A 17,452-nucleotide genomic window follows, 5' to 3' on the forward strand; every position below is an offset into this window, starting at 1 on the left:
GGGGTGGACCCTCCGGGATTCGCCCCACCTTTTCGTCACGGCGGTGTTGAGCGCCTTCCCCAACACGGCGCTGCTCGACCCCACCATCGAGGACCGTCACGACGCCCACCCCACCACCCTGCGGCGCGCCATGGCGTTCATGGACGACCACGCACATCTGGACATCAGCGTCGCCGATGTCGCCGCTGCCGCGCACGTCACCATCCGCGGCCTGCAATACGCCTTCCGCCGCCACCGCGGCACCACCCCCATGGCCCCCCTCCCCCAATCCCTTGTATCGAGCCCGGAGCCAGCTCCCCGGGGCGGAGGCTGGAGCGACCCAGCGAAGCCGGGCAGCCAGTGTCCAGTTTTGTTCCCTGAACGGATCAACGCAGCACACCTGGCGAACCAGGCCAGCGCCGCTCGATGGCCGAACCAGCCGGAAAACGAACAAACCCGCGCCATGGGCAATCAGGCACAGAGACCGCGGCCTTGCGATCGGTGATCCGGGTTCGGCAGCGAAGGACAGTGGCTATCGAGTTCGAGTCGAGAAGATGCGCGCGGCGCCTTCGCGAACGGCTGTCCAGTCCGTCGCGGGTACCTGCCGCATGGCGGCGGCGAGGGATCCTGAACGCCGCTGATGTTCGTCGCGCAGCTGAGCGATGTCGAGCCGGACGCCTGGATCCAGCCCGCCGGCCTCGATCTCCGTGATACGCCGGTCCATCGCGTCGATCAGTTCCCGGTCGAACTCCTCGACTGCTTGCAGGAACAACTCGGTGGGAACGCTGGCCCGTCCTTGCCTCGGCACGGTGCAGTCGACCCCGCTCTCGGTGGGGTGCCGCCAGTCGACGGTGATCGTGTCCCGGTCGGCGATCGATCGCCACCACAGGATGCGGGGCGAGGCGGCGAGGTAACCGGTGTACATGACGTGGTCGCTGTACCAGTCGAAAGCCGTCTCCGTGTCCTCGGCACCCGCCCTGTACCACGCGTCGTGATCGCTGGTCATGCGGTCGACGAGATCCGCGGGCACCGGTTCCAGCAGAGACGGCAGCACTTCCTGAATGTCCTCCCACAATCGGACGACGTAGTAGTCGACTGGCGAAGGCTGCCCTGTATCGGCGTTCGACGGGTGGTGGAACAACTTGTGCCCGTCCACTTCGATCCAGTACCAGCCGTCCGTCAAAGCGAACCAGTGCAGGTTGCGATCGCCCCAGGGCTCCACATCGGCCGGCGGCCTGAGACGGAAGTGGAAACGGATCACCCCGGCAGTGTGCTCACCACCTTGGACAGCTGTCGAGCAATTTGCCTTTGACGTTCCCTCATGCCGAAAGGCGGGCTTCGTCTTGGGGTTCTCTGCCGTGGACGAGTGGACGTCCGTCGAAATCAGCTCAGCGCGCGGCTCCGGAGACCGGGGTTGACATTGCTAGTTGTTTCAGTCGAGACTGAAACAACTAGCAATAAGACTGACCGAGAGGTGTTGAAGATGGTCCTGCGACCCGAGCCGGTGATGTTCACCGGCCTCGGTACCCGGTGTGCCGGCGACCTGTACCTGCCGGAGGTGGACACGGCACGGATCGGGTTGTGGGGTGTCAGCGTCGGTGGCTCGGTCGCGGTGCTCGACCGGCGCGTGAAGTGTGTCGTGGTGCAGAGCTCCAGCGTGTGGAACGGGTGGCGGTACCTGGAGCGCCTGCCCGGCCGCCGTCACCCCGCCGCCCACCCGCGAGTCGGTGGCCGCCATGACACAGTGACGGGCCGACAAGCAGCCGAGGAGGACGCGCCATGCCCGGTCAGGACAACCAGGACGAGGTAGTGAAGTGGGTGGAGCAAGTAGCCACCTTCTGCGTGGAAGAGTGGGGGCTCCCGCCGATCACGGGGCGCATCCTCGGCCTGCTGATGATCTGCGACCCGCCCCAGCGCTCCGCCGGCGAGATCGCCGAGACGATCCAGGCCAGCCGCGCGTCGCTGACTTCGAACATGCGTTTCCTCACCGCCATCGGGCTCATCCGCAAGGTCCGCGTCCCCGGTGACCGCACCGCGTACTACCGCATCGAAGACGACGCCTGGCACAAGGTGATCCAACGCAAACTCGACAGCCTCGCCGCGTTTGGCGACATCGCCGAACAAGGCCTCGCCCTCGCCGGCGGCGAAGGGCCCCGCGTCGAACGCATCCGCACCGCCCAGCAGTCCCTGACCTGGCTGCGCGACATCGCCGCCCGCAATCCCCTCAAAACCTGAAGGACTCATCCGTCATGCAACGTCGGCGCCTCACCCTGGACCCGATCCAGGAGACCCTCCTGCTGACCCTTTATGCGAGGGCCCTGGACAGCGAACTGCCCCATCCGATCCTCGGCGACACCCGCTCCTCCGAGCTCACCGAGAAAATCGACTACGACTTCGCCAAACTCAAAGTCAAACCCAGCCTCATCTGCGGCACCGCGCTCCGTGCGAAGAAACTGGACCAGGCGGTCGTCAACTTCCTCGCCGAGCATCCCGACGCCATCGTGCTCGACCTGGGCTGCGGGCTCGACACACGGGTGTTCCGCTGCGACCCACCCACGGGCGTCGACTGGTACGACATCGACTTCCCCGAGGTCGTCAGCCTGCGCCCCCAGTTCCTCCCGGAACGGTCCCGGCTCCTCGGCGCCGACCTCACCACACCCGGCTGGCTCGATGCGCTGCCCAGGGACCGGCCCGCCATGATCGTCGCCGAAGGCCTGCTGCCCTTCATGCCCGGCGACAGCTTCCAGCAGATGACGCGCGCATTGACCACACACTTCCCCGCCGGCGAACTCGCCTTCAACGGCTACACGCGCTTCGCCGCATGGGCAATGAAATACCACCCGACCATCAAAACCCTCGGCATCACCGCCGCCCAAGGCTTCGACGACCCACACGAACCCGAAACCTGGGACGCCGCCCTCACCCTGACCGACGAGCAACTCCTCACCCGCGCCCCGGAAGTCGCCGACTTCCCCCAACCTCTCCGCGCACTCACCCACCTCATGAGCCTGAACACAGGCCTGTCCCGTCAAGGAACCCGCACACTCCGCTACCGATTCTGACCAATCAACGACACCCGGCCAACACCATCAGCACACCCCGCCCGCCCTCTCCTGCCGCCGAGCGGTCGTTCAGGAACGCGGCGGCGGCCACTCCAGCCGACGGGCGGGCAGCTCTCCACAAGCACACTGGCATTGCCGGGAAAGCGCCCTCAGGTATTCATCCCAGCACAAGACTCGCGACCAGGCAGAAGTCATCGCCATTTTTCGGCAATAGGGGTCTACCACCCAGCATCGCCGGAGTGGAGCCGTAGGTCAGAAGGGCGCCGCCCTCCAGCCACCGAAAACCCGCTTGGGCCATCGCCGTTTCCCGGCGACGGCGCTCAGAACGGTGGTGGTTCGTCGTCCAGCGGGCTTTCGGTCCGGGGTTCGTGGAGTGGTGGCGGTGTGCTGTCGTAGCTGTGTCCGGTCGGGGTGGTGACGGTCAGTGTCCCGTCCGCCGCGAGGCGATAACTCCAGCCGGGTTCGTCTTTGAGGCGATGGTCGCGGCGGCAGAGGTCGACCAACTCATCAGCGTTGGTATGACCGCCGAACTGCCACGGCACCACATGATCCAGATCGCAGGCCTGCGCCGGACGCCCGCACCCCGGTCTTCGGCACTCACGATCCCGCACCCGCACAAACTCACCCAACCCCGCCGACGGCCGATACCGATCCCGCCCCAAATCCAGCACCTGCCCGGACAGCGGATCCGTGATGATCCGGCGCAACACCGTGTCCGGCCCCGTCGCGATCCGCCGCGCCAACCCCGCCGGAATATGCCCATGCCCCGCCAGCTCCGCCGGATCATTATTCACCCCGAGATAAGTGAACAAATCCATGTACAGAAACACCTCGGTACGCTCACTCGTGCCGCCCTGCCCACCCAGCAGCAGATCAAGCGCGACATCCGCACGCAACTGATCCAGCGTCCGGGTCTCCCCATCCTTCCGCAAGGCCCGAGCCTCCCGGTCGATCCGCCGGTACGCGGCCGTGACCTTCTCCACCGGCCCGTCCTCAACCTCGATCGAGGCGACCCCGAGCTCACCCTGCCGCAACCGCAGACGACGCCCCTCCCGATTCCGCCGAGCACGCCTATCCGCACCATCACGATCAACCGTGCCCGCCGCATGATTCGCCGCCTTCCGGATCTGCTCCGAGTTCCTGCCCGGCAACCGATCCTCCAACAACGCATCCACGGCACGCGCGTTCTCATCCGACAACCACGCGGTAGCCGCGGCGACCTTCATCGCACCGAAACCACCCAGCTTTCCTTGGTCCATCAACGCCAGCGTGCGGGGCAGACGCGTGGTCAACGCCTCAGCCGTGGAGACCATCGAGCCCGCGTGATTGTCCACCAGAGACAACTCGACCGCGACCTCCTGCACCACACTCCGCGCACCCCCACGATGCCGGCTCAGCTGGGCCAACGCGCGGAACCGGACCGCCTCCAACCGCGCGATCCCCGCCGACGCCGCCCGCGCCACAGCCACGGAATCCTTGTCGCCCAACGAAACTACCGAAGCATTGACCAACTCCAAAAGATCAGGATCAACAATTTCCTCGAGAAGCGCCACCGGCGCCGCCTGGTAAGTATCCACGCCGAAAACCGTACAACCGGCCACCGACAGTTTCCGACCATGCAGCCACCACGAGACATCGCCGATTTCCGGCAACGGAGTATTTCTTCAATGGCAAGCAAACCTGAGGCAGCCGCCCCTTCCCAGCAACAGACTCCCCACCAACCCCAACTAAGACAGACACCCTTCACAAAGACACCACACGACCGAACCCGCCACCATTACCGCTTTCCGGCAATGAGATCCCGGCTTCTCTACCAGAGAGAGGTAACCCGCCTTCAGGGAAGCGGATCCTTGACGACGGCCAGGGCACCCCTGCGGCCGGTCATCTGCTCCACCGCCCACGCCTGCCCGAACTCGGCCAACGCGCGCCCCGACCAAAGAGCGGAGATGCTGACCCCTTTCCACAGCAGCATCTTCGGCCCGTTGAGGGTGCCGTGACTGACCTGTACCTGGACCGCGCCCTCGGCCCAGGCGAAGACGAAGTGGGCGTACATGAACATCCACGCCTGCCTGCCCAGCAGATCCCGGACGAGCACCGGCCCTTCGGAGACATAGGGCGCCGTGTAGATGATCTGCTTCCGGCCATTCCGGTAAGTGATTTCCTGCGCCGTTACTCCAGGCGGCAACATCGAAGGAAGACTGTCCATGGTCCGAAGCTTCGCGAGCACCCGGCACCCGGGCAAGGCAAACGAAGCCCAACCATTCCGACGGTCGACAATCGCGCCGTTATTGCAGCAACGCAACGCATTCGACGTGCTGAGTCATCGGGAACGCGTCGAAAGCACGGAGATCACTGAGGCCATACCCGTGCTCCGCGAACAGTGCGATGTCGCGGGCCAGCGCCGCCGGGTCACAGGCCACATAGACGATCCGGTCCGGCGAACCCTCCACAATGGACTCGACAACGGCTTTGCCAGCGCCCTTGCGCGGCGGGTCGAGGACGACGACGTCGACGGGTTTCGGGGCGTCGGCCAGCAGATGCTCGACCCGGCCGGAGCGCCAGCGGATCTGCGGGAGATCGGCCAGGTTCTCCTCACCGTCGGCGACGGCGCGGCGGCCGGATTCCACGGCCAGCACGCGTCCCCCGGGGCCGACCTGCTCGGCCAGCACCGAGGCGAACAGGCCAACGCCGGCGTACAGGTCCCATGCCACGCCATCGCGCGGCGCCTCGGCCCATTCGGCGACGACGGCGGCGAGCGTGTCCGCGGCGGCCGGGTGGACCTGCCAGAAGCCGTGGGCGTCCAGCCGCCAGTCGCGGCCGGCGGCGTGCTGGACGGCGAGCCCGCCCGTCAGCTGCCGGGACCGGGTCTTGCCGTGAACCGTCGACAGGTCGCGAAGGTGGACCGTGCCTTCGCCGTCCTTGGTGACCTCGATTTCGGAGCCGGGCCGCCACTTCCGCGAGACCACGTCGTCGAGCGCGCCGGGGACGGTGATCGGGCAGTCGTCGATGGGGATCACGCGGTGGCTGTGGTTCGCCCGGAAACCCGCGCGGCCATCCTTGCCCGCCACGAGGCGGACGCGGCTGCGCCAGTCCAGCGGGCCGCCTTCGAGCGCTTCGACGACGACCTCGCGTTCGATTCCGGCCAGTCTCTTCAGCTGCTCCGCGACCACTGTGGCCTTGAGTTCACGCTGGTAGCCGGGCGCGGCGTGCTGCCAGTCGCAGCCGCCGCACGCCCCGGGCGCCGCGAGCGGGCACGGCGGCTCCACGCGTTCCGGCGACGCCTCCAGCACTTCGATCGCGTCGGCGCGGCAGAACGAGCCGCCCTTGTCGTCGGTGATCGTGGCCAGTACCCGTTCGCCGGGCAGCGCGTGCCGCACGAACACGACCCGCCCTTCCGCCCGCGCGACGCAGTGCCCGCCGTGCGCTACCGCGCCGACCTCCAGCTCGATCGTCCGTCCGAGCCACGTACCGGTCGACGCGTCAACAGTCATTCTGCTTTGTCCTTAGTCTTTTCAGTCTTTTCGGTCGGCTTGACCACGGGTGAGAATCCGCGCCGCACGTCGCCAGCCGCGGGACGCGCCTTCCGGTCGCGTTTGATCGCCTTTTCCGACGATTCGAGCTGCCACGGCACGCTGGTCACCATGACACCGGGCTGGAACAGGAGCCGCCCCTTGAGCCGCAGCGCGCTCTGGTTGTGCAGGACCTGCTCCCACCAGTGCCCGACCACGTATTCGGGGATGAACACGGTCACCACGTTGCGCGGATTGTCGCCGCGGACGCGCTTCACGTAATCGAGCACCGGTTTCGTGATCTCCCGGTATGGCGACTCGATCACCTTCAGCGGCACTTTGAAATTGTGGTCGTCCCATTCTTGGACGAGTTTGCGCGTTTCGAGGTCGTCGACGTTGACCGTGACGGCTTCGAGGACGTCGGGGCGCACGGCCTTGGCGTAGGAAAGCGCGCGCAAGGTCGGCAGGTGCAGTTTCGAGATCAGCACGATCGCGTGGTTGCGGGAAGGCAGCACGGCCGGCTTGCGGTCCATCTCCCGCAGTTCCTCGGCGACCCGATCGTAGTGCTTCCGGATCGCGGTCATCAGGATGTAGATCGCCACCATCGCCGCGATCGCGATCCAGGCGCCGAGCAGGAACTTCGTGATCAGCACGATGACCAGCACGGTGCCGGTCATGGTGAGGCCGATGGCGTTGACCGTCTGCGATCGCCGCATCCGCCGCCGCGCCGTGGGGTCGGTCTCCCTGGCCAGCAGGCGGTTCCAGTGCCGGATCATGCCGGCCTGGCTGACCGTGAAGGAGACGAACACCCCCACGATGTAGAGCTGGATGAGCTTCGTGACCTCGGCGTCGAACGCGATGATCAGCACCAGGGCGAAGGCGGAGAGGAACAGGATCCCGTTGGAGAACGCCAGCCTGTCACCCCGGGTGTGCAGCTGGCGCGGCAGGTAGCGGTCCTGCGCGAGGATCGAGCCGAGCACCGGGAAACCGTTGAACGCGGTGTTCGCGGCCAGCAGCAGGATGATGCCGGTGGAAAAGGAGATGTAGTAGAACGCCGGCGGGAAGTCGGGGAACACCGCCTGCGCGATCTGGGCGACGATGGTCTTCTGCTCGTACCCCGCCGGGGTGCCGGACAGCTGGGTCTCCGGATGCTCGGCGAACTTGACGTCGGTGATGATCGCCAGCGTGATGATGCCGACCAGCATCGTCACCGCGAGCACACCCATCAGCAGCAGCGTGGTCGCCGCGTTCTTGGATTTCGGCTTCTGGAACGCCGGGACGCCGTTGCTGATCGCCTCGACCCCGGTGAGCGCCGCGGCACCGGAGGAGAACGTCCTCAACAACAGGAAGAAGAAGGCGAAACCGGTCAAAGAGGCTTCTTCATGCAAATCGAACCCGGCGCTCTCGGCCCGCATGTCGGCGCCGGAGGCCGCCTCGATCAGGCCCCAGACCACCATGCCGAGAATGCCGATGATGAACCCGTAGGTCGGGATGGCGAACGCTTTGCCCGATTCACGAACTCCGCGAAGGTTCAGCGCCGTCAGCACCGTCACGATGATGATCGCGGCGGGCACCTTGTGCTGCGCGACCCACGGCACGGCCGAACCGATGTTCGCCACGCCGGACGAGGTGGACACGGCCACCGTGAGCACGTAATCGACCAGCAGCGCGCTGGCCACGGTGAGCCCGAATTTGCCACCGAGATTGGTGTTGGCGACTTCGTAGTCGCCGCCGCCGCTGGGATAGGCGTGCACGTTCTGCCGGTAGGAGGCGACCACGACCAGCATGACGACCGCGACGGCGACCCCGATCCAGGGCGCGAAGGCGTACGCGGACAGACCGGCGACACTGAGGGTCAGAAAGATTTCCTCAGGCGCGTAGGCGACGCTCGACAACGCGTCGGACGCGAAAATCGGCAGCGCGATGCGCTTCGGCAGGAGCGTATGCGAGAGGCGGTCACTCCGGAATGGACGTCCGAGGACGAGCCGCTTCAATACGGTCGGGAACTTCGACACCTCAAGAGAGTAACGGCGGCGCGCAGCGTCTCCATTGAGGGTGGCGGTGGGGAGGACGGTTGGAAGTAACGGCGGCGCGCCGCGTCTCCCCTGAGGCTGGCGGAGGGGAGGACGGTGGAGCTGACGAGCGCTGCTCACGGTAGGTTCGGCGCTGGTGTGACCGGGTACCTGCGGACGGGTGAAACGTTCGCTGATTAAGGAGGCAGTGCGTGCACGTGGTGATCATGGGATGCGGCCGGGTCGGCGCATCTCTGGCCGCGGCGCTGGAGCGGCTGGGGCACGAAGTCGCCATCATCGACAAGACCCAGCAGGCGTTCCGGCGGCTCGGCAGTGATTTCCACGGTCAGCAGGTGGTCGGCGTCGGATTCGACCGGCAGGTGCTGATCGAGGCCGGGATCGAACGCGCGGGTGCCTTCGCGGCGGTGTCCAGCGGCGACAACTCCAACATCATCTCGGCGCGGGTGGCCAGGGAGAACTTCGGCATCGACAAGGTCGTCGCCAGGATCTACGACCACAAGCGCGCGGCCGTCTACGAGCGGCTGGGCATCCCGACCGTGGCGACCGTCCCGTGGACGACCGACCGGTTCCTCCGCAATCTGCTGCCCGACGGCGTCGCCTCGGCGTGGCGGGACCCCTCCGGCAGCGTGGCGCTCCTGCAGCTGCCGCTGCACGAGGGCTGGGTCGGGCGCAGCGTGCGCGAACTGCAGGACACGACCGGTGCGCGGGTCGCGTTCATCATGCGGTTCGGCACCGGTGTGCTGCCCGACACCAAGGCCGTGATCCAGGCAGACGACGTCGTGTACGTCGCCGCGAAGTCGGGCACCGTCAGCGACGTGACCAGCGTCGCCGCTCGCGAACCGGAAGAGGAGAACTGATGCGGGTCGCGATTGCCGGGGCAGGCGCGGTCGGCCGGTCGATCGCCGCGGAGCTGATCGACGGACGCCACCAGGTGATGCTCATCGAGCGCGAGGCCGACCAGTTCGAGCCGCACACCGTCGAGCAGGCGGACTGGGTGCTCGGCGACGCTTGTGAGGTGTCGATCCTCGAGGAGTCCGGCATCGAGCAGTGCGACGTCGTGATCGCCGCGACCGGTGACGACAAGGCGAACCTGGTGGTCTCGCTGCTGGCGAAGACCGAGTTCGCGGTGCGCCGGGTGGTGGCGCGGGTGAACAACCCGGCCAACGAATGGCTGTTCAACGACGCCTGGGGGGTCGACGTCGCCGTTTCGACACCGCGGATGCTCGCGGCGATGGTCGAGGAGGCGGTGAGCGTCGGCGATCTGGTGCGGCTGATGACGTTCCGCCAGAGCCAGGCGAACCTGGTCGAACTCACCCTCCCGGAGGAGACGCCGCTGGCGGGCAAGGCGGTCAGCGAGATCAGCCTGCCGCGCGACGCGGCGCTGGTGACCATCCTGCGCGGGGACCGGGTGATCGTGCCGCAGCCGGAGGACCCGCTGGAGCCGGGTGACGAGCTGCTGTTCGTGGCGACCTCGGACGTGGAACCGGAGATCCGGACCGCGCTGGGTTACTGAACGTCCCTGTCACGGCCACGTGTGTGTTATGAAAGTCCCGTTCATTGCGAATTTTGCAATGAACGGGACTTTCATAACACGGGGGTCTTGACAGACGTGGCTAGTTCTCCACGCCGGGCGCCTGGGCGTACTTCTCCCGCAGCCGCGCCTCGATCTCGGCGTCGGTCTCCTCGGGGGGCGTCTCCTCGCCCAGCGCCTTGAGGTGCTTCTCCGACCGCCGCACCGCCCAGACGACGGTGAGCAGGCCGAGCGCGTACAGCGGGTATCCCATCGCGATCTTCGCGAAGGCCAGCCAGCCGGTGTAGTCCTCGTCGTAGAGCCAGCGTTGCACGACGAAGCGGGCGCCGAAGATCAGCGCCATGGCGGCGGTCGCGATCGAATAGGAGATCAGCGACTTCTTGTCCTTGCGCCAGGCGTGGCCGTTGCCGTTGAGCGCGTTCCACACCACGCCCGCGAGCGGCCAGCGGACGACGATCGAGAGTACGAAGACGCCGCAGTAGACCAGGCTGGTCCAGATCCCGAACAGGAAGAAGCCCTTGGCCGAACCGGTCCGGTAGGCGATGAACGCCGCGATCGCCACGCCGAAGAAGCCGGAGATGGCGGGCTGCAGCGGCTCCTTCCGCACGATCCGGAGCACCGTGATGGCCACCGCGCTGCCGACGGCCGCCCAGATGCCGACGGTCAGGCCGAAGATCGCGTTCGCGATCACGAACACGATGACCGGCAGCGAGGAGTAGAACAGCCCCGACAGCCCGCCCATCTGTTCCAGCAGGGTGGGCTGGGGCTTCTTGTCCTCGTCCGGTTCCCCGGTCTTCTTCTGCTCGCCGCCGGCGGGTTCAGTCACGATACGGGATCAACTCACAGGGCTCTGAAGTTCGTAATAGGGGTTGTACAGCACCTTTTGACCATCACGTTCGGCCATCCGGCCGCGCACCTTGATGGTTCGCCCGGGTTCGATTCCGGCGATCCGGCGGCGTCCGAGCCAGATTAGCGTCACACCCTGTGTGCCGTCGAACAGCTCGGCCTGCAGTGTCGCGGCCTCGTTGGTCGGGCAGAGCTCCACGCTGCGGAGTCTGCCGAGCACCGTCACCTCTTCGCCCGAACGGCAGTCACAGGCGCGCTGTGCCCCGCCCGCCTCGGATTTTTCGGACAGGTCGTCGGCGTCGAGATCCTCGACGTCGCTGGTCAGCTTGCGAACCAACCGGCTGAAGTAGCCGCCGTCTTTGGCGGACATAACGGTGCTCCTGTGCTCCGGGGCCCCCGACTTGAACGGCCCGTGCGTAATCCAGCGTAACTGTGTTCAGCCAGGGAAACCGGTTTGGGAGAGGATCGCAACGTGACCTCCGCTATTCCGCCTACGACGGCAGTAGTGCTCCCCGGCACCGGGTCCGACGAAGTGTTCGTCCGCGACGTGTTTTCCGGCCCCCTGCGGGCACTCGGCATCCGGCTGCTCGCCCCGCCGCCACCACCGGGAGACCGGCTCGCGGAAGGCTATCTCGAGGAGCTGGACCGGCTGGCCGACGAGCACGGTTCGCTGCTGGTCGGCGGCATTTCGTTCGGCGCCCACCTGGCCGCGGAGTGGGCGGCCCGCGATTCCGGCCGCTGCACCGGCCTGCTGGCCGCTCTCCCGGCCTGGAACGGTCCGGCCGGGCAAGCACCCGCGTCGCTCGCCGCGCGGCTGTCAGCGGGTCTGGTGGCCGAAAACGGGGTCGACGGCGCGCTGGCGAAATCGTCCGACGGCGTCCCGGAGTGGCTTTCGGCGGAACTGGGCCGGGCGTGGCGGCGGCACGGCGACGGGCTCGCGGCGAGCCTGCGGACGGCGGCCTCCCGGGCTGCCCCGGAACTCGAAGACCTGAAAGGCCTCGACGTGCCCGCCGGGATCGGCGCTTGCGTGGACGATCCGATCCATCCGGTGGCGGTCGCGCGGGCCTGGGCGGACGCCCTGCCGCGCGCCGAGGTCGGCGAGTCGACGCTCACCGCCCTCGGCGCGGACCGGGAATCCCTTGGCCGGGCGACCGTGCTGGCCTGGCTGAACGCGACCGTCACCTGAAAGCCGCTGCCAGGTTTCGCGCCCCAAACGACAGCACTACACGGTCTCCCAAAGGGCGCTCCGCGCCCGACGGAGACTTCACCCGTCGCGCGCCCTCTTTTGGGCCGGAGGCCCACGGAAACGTGATGAAGGGGCGCCCTCTGCACACAACGTGAGTTGCCTGCGCAACGGCGCCCCTTCGGCACGTTTTCGTCAGCGCGCGATTAAATCAACTCTGTTCGGCGATGTGCTGCGCGACCGCGTCGGGCAGCGTGATGGTCAGCGGGGTGCGGACCGGCATCGGCGCGTCACCGCGGTCGACGATGGTGTGCCGCACGATCTCGCGCAGCACCGCGGGCGCCTGTGACGCCTGCGACTGTGGCCCGGCGATGACGCCGCGGAGCATCCAGCGCGGCCCGTCGACCCCGACGAAGCGCAGTGCCACGTCGCCGACGATCGCGGACAGTTCCAGTCCCCACTCCCCCATGCCGACCGAGACCTTGGCGCCGTCGGCTCGCAGCTGCTCGGTGAGCTCGGTGCTGACGTCCTTCCACAGGCCGCCCGACCGGGGCGCCGCGTAGCCGCTGACGGTGATCTGGCCCTGCTCGGTGACGACGTGCACCGCCCGGACACCGCCGCTGTCCGGGTCCATCTCGACCTGGACCTGGGAACCGTCGGGCACCGGGACCTTCACCGAGCCGAGGTCGATCCTCGGGATACCGTCCTCGGGCGCGTCGGCGATGTCGAAGGGGCCGTCGGAGGTTTCCGACAGCTGCGGCTCGATCTCCTCGGCGCCGTCGTCGTCCCCTGGCCGGTCCTCGACCTCGGGCGCGGCGTGCCGTCCGCCGGGCTTCGCCCCGCGCTTGCGACCGAAAATCCCCACTAGTTCTCCGTTCCTTCCCTGGCTCCGGCTCCCAGTGTGGCGTGTCCGCCCGTGGAGCCATACCCTCCCTCGCCGCGCTCGGACGACTCGAGCTCGGCGACCTCGACGAACTCGGCCTGTTCGACCCGTTGCACGACCAGCTGCGCGATCCGGTCGCCGCGGGTGAGCACGACCTTCTCGGAGAGATCATGGTTGATCAGGCAGACGCGGATCTCACCGCGGTACCCGGAGTCGATCGTGCCGGGGGTGTTCACCACCGAGAGTCCGACACGGGCCGCCAGGCCCGAGCGCGGGTGGACGAAGCCCGCGTACCCGGGCGGTAGGGCGATCGCGACCCCTGTCCCGACCACGCCGCGTTCGCCGGGCGCGAGCACGAGATCCGAGGTGGTGACGAGGTCGGCGCCCGCGTCACCGGGGCGCGCGTAGGCGGGAAGGGGGACCGAAGGATCGATCCGGGAAAGCAGTACCTGAACGGTGGACACGGGCGGCGAGACTACCCTGAACGCGTGGGTGAAAGCGTGAACACGGCCGAAGGCGGCGCCGTCAAGCATTCAGAGCGGCTCTACGTCCCGTGGTGGGGCTGGCCGTTACCGCTGCTGGGCGGCGGGCTGCTCGCGGCGGAGATCGACATGGGTTATCCCGGGCTCCGCGGCTGGCTGCCGTACGTGGTGCTGATCCCCGCGGTGATCGCGCTGATGATCTCGCTCGGCCGGTCCCGGGTGAAGGTCACCGGCGGGAACGAGCCGGAACTGTGGCTCCGCGACGCACACCTGCCGCTGAAGTACGCGGGTGTCGTCGAGGTGATCGACAAGGAAGAGAAGCGGAAGGCGCTCGGCCGCGACGCCGATCCGGCGGCCTTCGTGCTGCATCGGGGCTGGGTCGGCCCGGTCGTGCGGGTCTGGCTCACCGATCCCGAAGACCCCACGCCCTACTGGCTGTTCAGCACCCGACACCCGGAGAAGGTGGCCGAACTGCTCCGCCATCCCGTCAGCAGGTCCTGACCACTTGACAAAAAGGGAAAGGGGGCCGGCCTCGCGGCCGACCCCCTTATTCCTGTTTAGAACCCCGAAACCCCTGTCGCGCCGTCCCCTGTGCCCGTAGGCTCAGGCGCAGTCGCGGCAGATGAGCCGTCCGCCACTCTCCTCCGCCAGCCTGCTGCGGTGATGCACCAGGAAGCAGACGGAGCAGGTGAACTCGTCGGCCTGCTTGGGCACGACCTTGACGGTCAGGTCCTCCCCGGAAAGTCCGGAGAGGTCCGCGCCCGGCAGCTCGAAGTTTTCGGCGGTCGCGTCCTCGTCGACGTCCACGACGCCGGACTGATTTTCGTTGCGCCGTGCCTTGAGCTCTTCCAACGAGTCTTCGGCCAGCTCGTCGGCTTCGCTGCGGCGCGGAGCGTCGTAGTCGGTCGCCATTTGTCCCTCACCCCTGCGATCAGCTTCGATGTCAGATGGCCCGGACCCGCGAGCGCGCGGCTCGTGGATCCTTCGTGCCGCTGGTTAACGTCCCAGCGCCCCTGTTTGTGCCCGGCCCGGCAGTGAGCGAGGTCTCTCTTTTGCGCCTCTTACTGCCGCCTGAGCCCGCGAAGGGTAGCTCACGCCGATACCGGCTCTGCAACGAGTCAGACATTGCTGCGAATACGTCACCCAACAGGGGGAACCCGTTCTCGAGACGCCTGTCCTCCGAATGGGTTGCCCCCACATCGGGAACCTCACTCCTCGGGCCTGGTCGCTTGCCCGGAGTGGCCGTCGCGTGGTGCTATCCGGAGGCCCGCGCCGCTCGCCTTCGCCGCAACGCATAGGCTGATCGGACACGACGGTGAGATAAAGCACCGTCCGGGGATCCGGGCTTTGGGGAAGGGACTGGCAGGTGGCGTCGGGGAACGGCATCGGGGACCGCGGGGCGAAGCCGTATCGCAAGCGCAATCCGCTGCCCGCGCTCATCGTGATCGGGGTGCTGGCGCTCGGCGCGGTGATCGTCTGGGTGAACGTCGTGGCGAGCAACGCCGACATCGAGGCCAAGATCCGCTGCGATCCGCCGCCCGCCCCGCAACCGGGCGTCACCTACACGCCGCTGGCGCACAACGGGCTGGACGACCGCGCGCCGGTCCCCCCGGACAAGGTCGCCCTCCAGGTGCTCAACGGCTCCCAGATCCGCGGCCAGGGCGGCATCGTCACCAGCACGCTCAAGGAAATGGGCTTCACCCAGGCGCTCGAGCCGAGCACCGACCCGGCGTACGAGAAGGTCGAAGCCAAATGCCGCGGCCAGATCCGCTTCGGCGAGAACGGCGCGGCCGCGGCCCGCACGCTGAGCCTGGTGGTCCCGTGCGCCGAACTGGTCAAGGACAACCGCAAGGACGCTTCGGTCACGCTCACCACCGGCACCCTGCTGGGTGACGTCCGTCCGAAGGCGGAGGCGCGCCAGGTCCTCGACCAGCTCACCCAGTGGTCGAAGGCGCAGCAGGGCAGCGGCGGCGGTGAGCAGTCGGCGGGCGGCGGTGCCCCGGTGATCGACCAGGCACTGCTGAAGGCCGCTCGCGAAGCCCCCTGCTGAACCCGTACTCACGTGCCATGAAAGGTCCTTTCCTTGCAAATTTTGCAAGGAAAGGACCTTTCATGGCGCGCGCAGGGGCTCAGATCGCGCCCGCCCCCGAGTCGATCAGCGCCTGACGCAACGGCGCCGCGATCGACGGCGCCACCGCGAACGTCGCGTCCGGTCCCAGCTCGGTGTCTTCCCCGGGAAGCGACACCTGGGCACCCGCCTCGGCGGCGATGAGCGCGCCCGCGGCCCAGTCCCAGTGCCCGAGCCCGTGTTCGACGTAGGCGTCCAGCCAGCCCGCCGCGACCGCGCACAGGTCGAGCGAGGCGGCGCCGTTGCGCCGGACGTCCCGCACCCGCGTCGCCAGTCCGGCGACGAAGCGGGCCTGTTTGGTGCGCCGTTCGACCTTGTAGGCGAATCCGGTGCCGACCAGGGTCAGATCGAGCCGTTCGGGCGCGTTGACCGACAGCCGCCGCCCGTCGAGGAACGCGCCCTGCCCGCGCGCGGCGGTCCAGCGGCGGCCGCTGACCGGTTCGACGACGGCCCCCGCCACCGAGACCCCGCCGACCTGCGCGGCCACCGACACCGCGAACCACGGCAGCCCGTAGAGGAAGTTCACCGTGCCGTCGATCGGGTCGACCACCCAGGTCACGCCGTCGCCCGCGCTCCCGCCGCCCTCCTCGCCGAGCACGGCGTCATCGGGACGCAGTTCGGCCAGCCGCGCCCGCACCAGCCGTTCCGACTCGTGGTCCACGGCGGTCACCACGTCGGTGTCGGCGGATTTGGTGTCCACCCGCACCTCACGGCCCCCGTTCATCCCGGTCCAGGCCTCGTGGACCAGTTCGGCGGCCTCGCCCGCGACACGCTCGGCGACACTCTTCAGCAACGTCTCGTCAACTCCCACGTCCGCCATGTCACCACATCCGGTTAAAGTCTCCGAGGCAGGCTTCTGAATCGTGCGAGAAGGGACCACGTCCGTGGTGGAGGCGACCCGAGGTTTCGGTATCGACATCGGCGGCAGCGGGATCAAGGGCGCGCTGGTCGACTTGGCGGAGGGACAGCTGATCGGCGACCGGATCCGGTTCGACACGCCGAAGCCGTCGACGCCGGAGGCGGTGGCGGACGTCGTCGCCGAGATCACCGGGCAGGCGGGCTGGGACGGGCCCGTCGGGGTCACCCTGCCCGCGGTGGTCAAGAAGGGCGTCGCGCACACCGCGGCCAACATCGACCACAAGTGGATCGGCACCGACGCCGACGCGCTGTTCGCCAAACGCCTCGGCCGCGGCGTGGACGACATCGCGATGCTCAACGACGCCGACGCCGCGGGCATGGCCGAGATCCGCTGGGGCGACCCGGTCGCGCGGCGCGGCGTGACGGCGCTGCTGACCTTCGGCACCGGTATCGGCAGCGCGGTCTTCCAGGACGGCAAGCTCGTGCCCAACACCGAGTTCGGCCACATCGAGGTCGACGGCTTCGACGCGGAGAAGAAGGCCGCGGCGTCGGTGAAGGACAACGAGGACCTGTCGTATCCCGAATGGGCGGAACGGGTGAACAGGTATCTCGGCGTGCTGGAAAACCTGATCTGGCCGGATCTGTTCATCGTCGGCGGCGGGGTCAGCAAGAAGTCGCACAAATGGGTCCCGCTGCTGGACATCCGGACCCCGGTCATCGTCGCGTCCTTGCAGAACAACGCGGGCATCGTCGGCGCGGCGGCGGCCGCCGCGGAGGGCATCGAGCACTGACGCGCCCGTGCTGACATCGACACCACGGATGTCACTTCGGCGGGTCGGACGGCGTGTCGCGCCCGCCGGGCGGTGATCCGCGCCGCGACGCTGTCACGTATCGTCGTTACAATGGAACACGGCCCCCGGCGGCGGCACTCACCAGAACGAGGGAAACCGCAGGCCGA

21 protein-coding genes are annotated in these 17,452 nt (G+C 67.8%); 10 read left to right on the forward strand and 11 right to left on the reverse strand.

The annotated features are described in order from the left end of the window. The first annotated feature begins 43 nt into the window (after positions 1-43). Positions 44-484, forward strand: a complete 441-nt coding sequence (locus ACZ5ZX_RS20415; protein WP_465503562.1) for a hypothetical protein — start codon at positions 44-46, stop codon at positions 482-484. 27 nt (positions 485-511) lie between these two features. Here ACZ5ZX_RS20415 and ACZ5ZX_RS20420 read toward each other — a convergent pair whose 3' ends face one another. Continuing rightward, positions 512-1,240, reverse strand: a complete 729-nt coding sequence (locus ACZ5ZX_RS20420) for a DUF5984 family protein (protein ID WP_465503563.1) — start codon at positions 1,238-1,240, stop codon at positions 512-514. Between the two features lie 222 nt (positions 1,241-1,462). Here ACZ5ZX_RS20420 and ACZ5ZX_RS20425 point away from each other — a divergent pair, with 222 nt between their 5' ends. The 3 genes from ACZ5ZX_RS20425 to ACZ5ZX_RS20435 are packed head-to-tail and all read left to right on the forward strand — an operon-like array spanning position 1,463 to position 3,041. Beyond that, entirely contained in the window at positions 1,463-1,789 is a 327-nt protein-coding gene (locus tag ACZ5ZX_RS20425) for a hypothetical protein (protein WP_465503564.1), read from the forward strand. Further along, complete coding sequence (locus ACZ5ZX_RS20430) at positions 1,759-2,214, forward strand: GbsR/MarR family transcriptional regulator (RefSeq protein WP_465503565.1); 456 nt, start codon at positions 1,759-1,761, stop codon at positions 2,212-2,214. Before ACZ5ZX_RS20425 ends, ACZ5ZX_RS20430 begins: the two co-directional genes overlap by 31 nt. A 14-nt stretch (positions 2,215-2,228) precedes the next feature. Continuing rightward, positions 2,229-3,041: a class I SAM-dependent methyltransferase gene (locus tag ACZ5ZX_RS20435; RefSeq protein ID WP_465503566.1), complete on the forward strand. Its 813-nt coding sequence runs from the start codon at positions 2,229-2,231 to the stop codon at positions 3,039-3,041. A 320-nt stretch (positions 3,042-3,361) separates the two neighbouring features. Here ACZ5ZX_RS20435 and ACZ5ZX_RS20440 read toward each other — a convergent pair whose 3' ends face one another. From ACZ5ZX_RS20440 to ACZ5ZX_RS20455, 4 genes are all read right to left on the reverse strand, one after another. Next, the gene (locus ACZ5ZX_RS20440; RefSeq protein ID WP_465503664.1) at positions 3,362-4,558 is read right to left on the reverse strand and encodes an HNH endonuclease signature motif containing protein; all 1,197 of its coding nucleotides are present in this window, start codon (positions 4,556-4,558) and stop codon (positions 3,362-3,364) included. A 317-nt stretch (positions 4,559-4,875) separates the two neighbouring features. Continuing rightward, positions 4,876-5,247: a hypothetical protein gene (locus ACZ5ZX_RS20445; RefSeq protein ID WP_465503567.1), complete on the reverse strand. Its 372-nt coding sequence runs from the start codon at positions 5,245-5,247 to the stop codon at positions 4,876-4,878. Positions 5,248-5,326: 79 nt separating this feature from the next. Beyond that, positions 5,327-6,532 carry a class I SAM-dependent RNA methyltransferase gene (locus tag ACZ5ZX_RS20450; RefSeq protein WP_465503568.1) on the reverse strand — a complete coding sequence of 402 codons (1,206 nt, stop codon included), beginning with the start codon at positions 6,530-6,532 and terminating at the stop codon, positions 5,327-5,329. Further along, on the reverse strand, positions 6,529-8,565 hold the full coding sequence (locus ACZ5ZX_RS20455) for an APC family permease (protein WP_465503569.1): 2,037 nt from the start codon (positions 8,563-8,565) through the stop codon (positions 6,529-6,531). The genes ACZ5ZX_RS20450 and ACZ5ZX_RS20455 overlap by 4 nt, the downstream gene beginning before the upstream one ends. Positions 8,566-8,774: 209 nt before the next feature. On the opposite strand from ACZ5ZX_RS20455, the gene ACZ5ZX_RS20460 reads away from it, so the two are divergent. Beyond that, positions 8,775-9,440, forward strand: a complete 666-nt coding sequence (locus tag ACZ5ZX_RS20460; RefSeq protein ID WP_465503570.1) for a potassium channel family protein — start codon at positions 8,775-8,777, stop codon at positions 9,438-9,440. Continuing rightward, positions 9,440-10,096: a potassium channel family protein gene (locus ACZ5ZX_RS20465; protein ID WP_465503571.1), complete on the forward strand. Its 657-nt coding sequence runs from the start codon at positions 9,440-9,442 to the stop codon at positions 10,094-10,096. The genes ACZ5ZX_RS20460 and ACZ5ZX_RS20465 overlap by 1 nt, the downstream gene beginning before the upstream one ends. A 100-nt stretch (positions 10,097-10,196) precedes the next feature. Here ACZ5ZX_RS20465 and ACZ5ZX_RS20470 read toward each other — a convergent pair whose 3' ends face one another. Beyond that, positions 10,197-10,940, reverse strand: coding sequence for a DUF3159 domain-containing protein (locus ACZ5ZX_RS20470; protein ID WP_465503572.1), 744 nt, complete (start codon positions 10,938-10,940; stop codon positions 10,197-10,199). 9 nt (positions 10,941-10,949) lie between these two features. Continuing rightward, positions 10,950-11,330, reverse strand: coding sequence for an OB-fold nucleic acid binding domain-containing protein (locus ACZ5ZX_RS20475; protein ID WP_061987160.1), 381 nt, complete (start codon positions 11,328-11,330; stop codon positions 10,950-10,952). Positions 11,331-11,432: 102 nt separating this feature from the next. Here ACZ5ZX_RS20475 and ACZ5ZX_RS20480 point away from each other — a divergent pair, with 102 nt between their 5' ends. Beyond that, positions 11,433-12,146, forward strand: a complete 714-nt coding sequence (locus tag ACZ5ZX_RS20480) for an alpha/beta fold hydrolase (RefSeq protein WP_465503573.1) — start codon at positions 11,433-11,435, stop codon at positions 12,144-12,146. Between the two features lie 208 nt (positions 12,147-12,354). Here ACZ5ZX_RS20480 and ACZ5ZX_RS20485 read toward each other — a convergent pair whose 3' ends face one another. Continuing rightward, positions 12,355-13,008, reverse strand: a complete 654-nt coding sequence (locus ACZ5ZX_RS20485; protein WP_465503574.1) for a DUF3710 domain-containing protein — start codon at positions 13,006-13,008, stop codon at positions 12,355-12,357. Continuing rightward, positions 13,008-13,490, reverse strand: coding sequence for a dUTP diphosphatase (gene dut, locus ACZ5ZX_RS20490; RefSeq protein ID WP_026467910.1), 483 nt, complete (start codon positions 13,488-13,490; stop codon positions 13,008-13,010). The genes ACZ5ZX_RS20485 and dut overlap by 1 nt, the downstream gene beginning before the upstream one ends. A gap of 24 nt (positions 13,491-13,514) precedes the next feature. Here dut and ACZ5ZX_RS20495 point away from each other — a divergent pair, with 24 nt between their 5' ends. Then, the gene (locus ACZ5ZX_RS20495; RefSeq protein WP_465503575.1) at positions 13,515-14,009 is read left to right on the forward strand and encodes a DUF3093 domain-containing protein; all 495 of its coding nucleotides are present in this window, start codon (positions 13,515-13,517) and stop codon (positions 14,007-14,009) included. Positions 14,010-14,111: 102 nt separating this feature from the next. Here the strand turns inward: ACZ5ZX_RS20495 and ACZ5ZX_RS20500 are convergent, their stop codons facing one another. Continuing rightward, positions 14,112-14,420 (reverse strand): DUF4193 domain-containing protein, encoded by a 309-nt coding sequence (locus ACZ5ZX_RS20500; protein WP_005164528.1) that lies wholly within the window; start codon positions 14,418-14,420, stop codon positions 14,112-14,114. A gap of 454 nt (positions 14,421-14,874) precedes the next feature. On the opposite strand from ACZ5ZX_RS20500, the gene cei reads away from it, so the two are divergent. Further along, on the forward strand, positions 14,875-15,558 hold the full coding sequence (gene cei, locus ACZ5ZX_RS20505) for an envelope integrity protein Cei (RefSeq protein WP_465503576.1): 684 nt from the start codon (positions 14,875-14,877) through the stop codon (positions 15,556-15,558). A 79-nt stretch (positions 15,559-15,637) separates the two neighbouring features. Here the strand turns inward: cei and ACZ5ZX_RS20510 are convergent, their stop codons facing one another. Beyond that, positions 15,638-16,456, reverse strand: coding sequence for an inositol monophosphatase family protein (locus ACZ5ZX_RS20510; RefSeq protein ID WP_465503577.1), 819 nt, complete (start codon positions 16,454-16,456; stop codon positions 15,638-15,640). 67 nt (positions 16,457-16,523) lie between these two features. Here ACZ5ZX_RS20510 and ppgK point away from each other — a divergent pair, with 67 nt between their 5' ends. Next, positions 16,524-17,285 carry a polyphosphate--glucose phosphotransferase gene (gene ppgK, locus ACZ5ZX_RS20515; protein WP_465503665.1) on the forward strand — a complete coding sequence of 254 codons (762 nt, stop codon included), beginning with the start codon at positions 16,524-16,526 and terminating at the stop codon, positions 17,283-17,285. Positions 17,286-17,452 lie beyond the last annotated feature (167 nt).

The sequence above is a fragment of the Amycolatopsis sp. NPDC033938 genome (genome assembly GCF_055575975.1).

What these genes read in the sequence shown, in the direction of transcription:
- ACZ5ZX_RS20425 (WP_465503564.1), top strand. Translation starts at nt 1,463, where the DNA reads ATGGTCCTGCGACCCGAGCCGGTGATGTTCACCGGCCTCGGTACCCGG.
- ACZ5ZX_RS20430 (WP_465503565.1), top strand. Translation starts at nt 1,759, where the DNA reads ATGCCCGGTCAGGACAACCAGGACGAGGTAGTGAAGTGGGTGGAGCAA.
- ACZ5ZX_RS20435 (WP_465503566.1), top strand. Translation starts at nt 2,229, where the DNA reads ATGCAACGTCGGCGCCTCACCCTGGACCCGATCCAGGAGACCCTCCTG.
- ACZ5ZX_RS20445 (WP_465503567.1), bottom strand. Translation starts at nt 5,247, where the DNA reads ATGGACAGTCTTCCTTCGATGTTGCCGCCTGGAGTAACGGCGCAGGAA.
- ACZ5ZX_RS20450 (WP_465503568.1), bottom strand. Translation starts at nt 6,532, where the DNA reads ATGACTGTTGACGCGTCGACCGGTACGTGGCTCGGACGGACGATCGAG.
- ACZ5ZX_RS20465 (WP_465503571.1), top strand. Translation starts at nt 9,440, where the DNA reads ATGCGGGTCGCGATTGCCGGGGCAGGCGCGGTCGGCCGGTCGATCGCC.
- ACZ5ZX_RS20475 (WP_061987160.1), bottom strand. Translation starts at nt 11,330, where the DNA reads ATGTCCGCCAAAGACGGCGGCTACTTCAGCCGGTTGGTTCGCAAGCTG.
- ACZ5ZX_RS20500 (WP_005164528.1), bottom strand. Translation starts at nt 14,420, where the DNA reads ATGGCGACCGACTACGACGCTCCGCGCCGCAGCGAAGCCGACGAGCTG.
- ACZ5ZX_RS20510 (WP_465503577.1), bottom strand. Translation starts at nt 16,456, where the DNA reads ATGGCGGACGTGGGAGTTGACGAGACGTTGCTGAAGAGTGTCGCCGAG.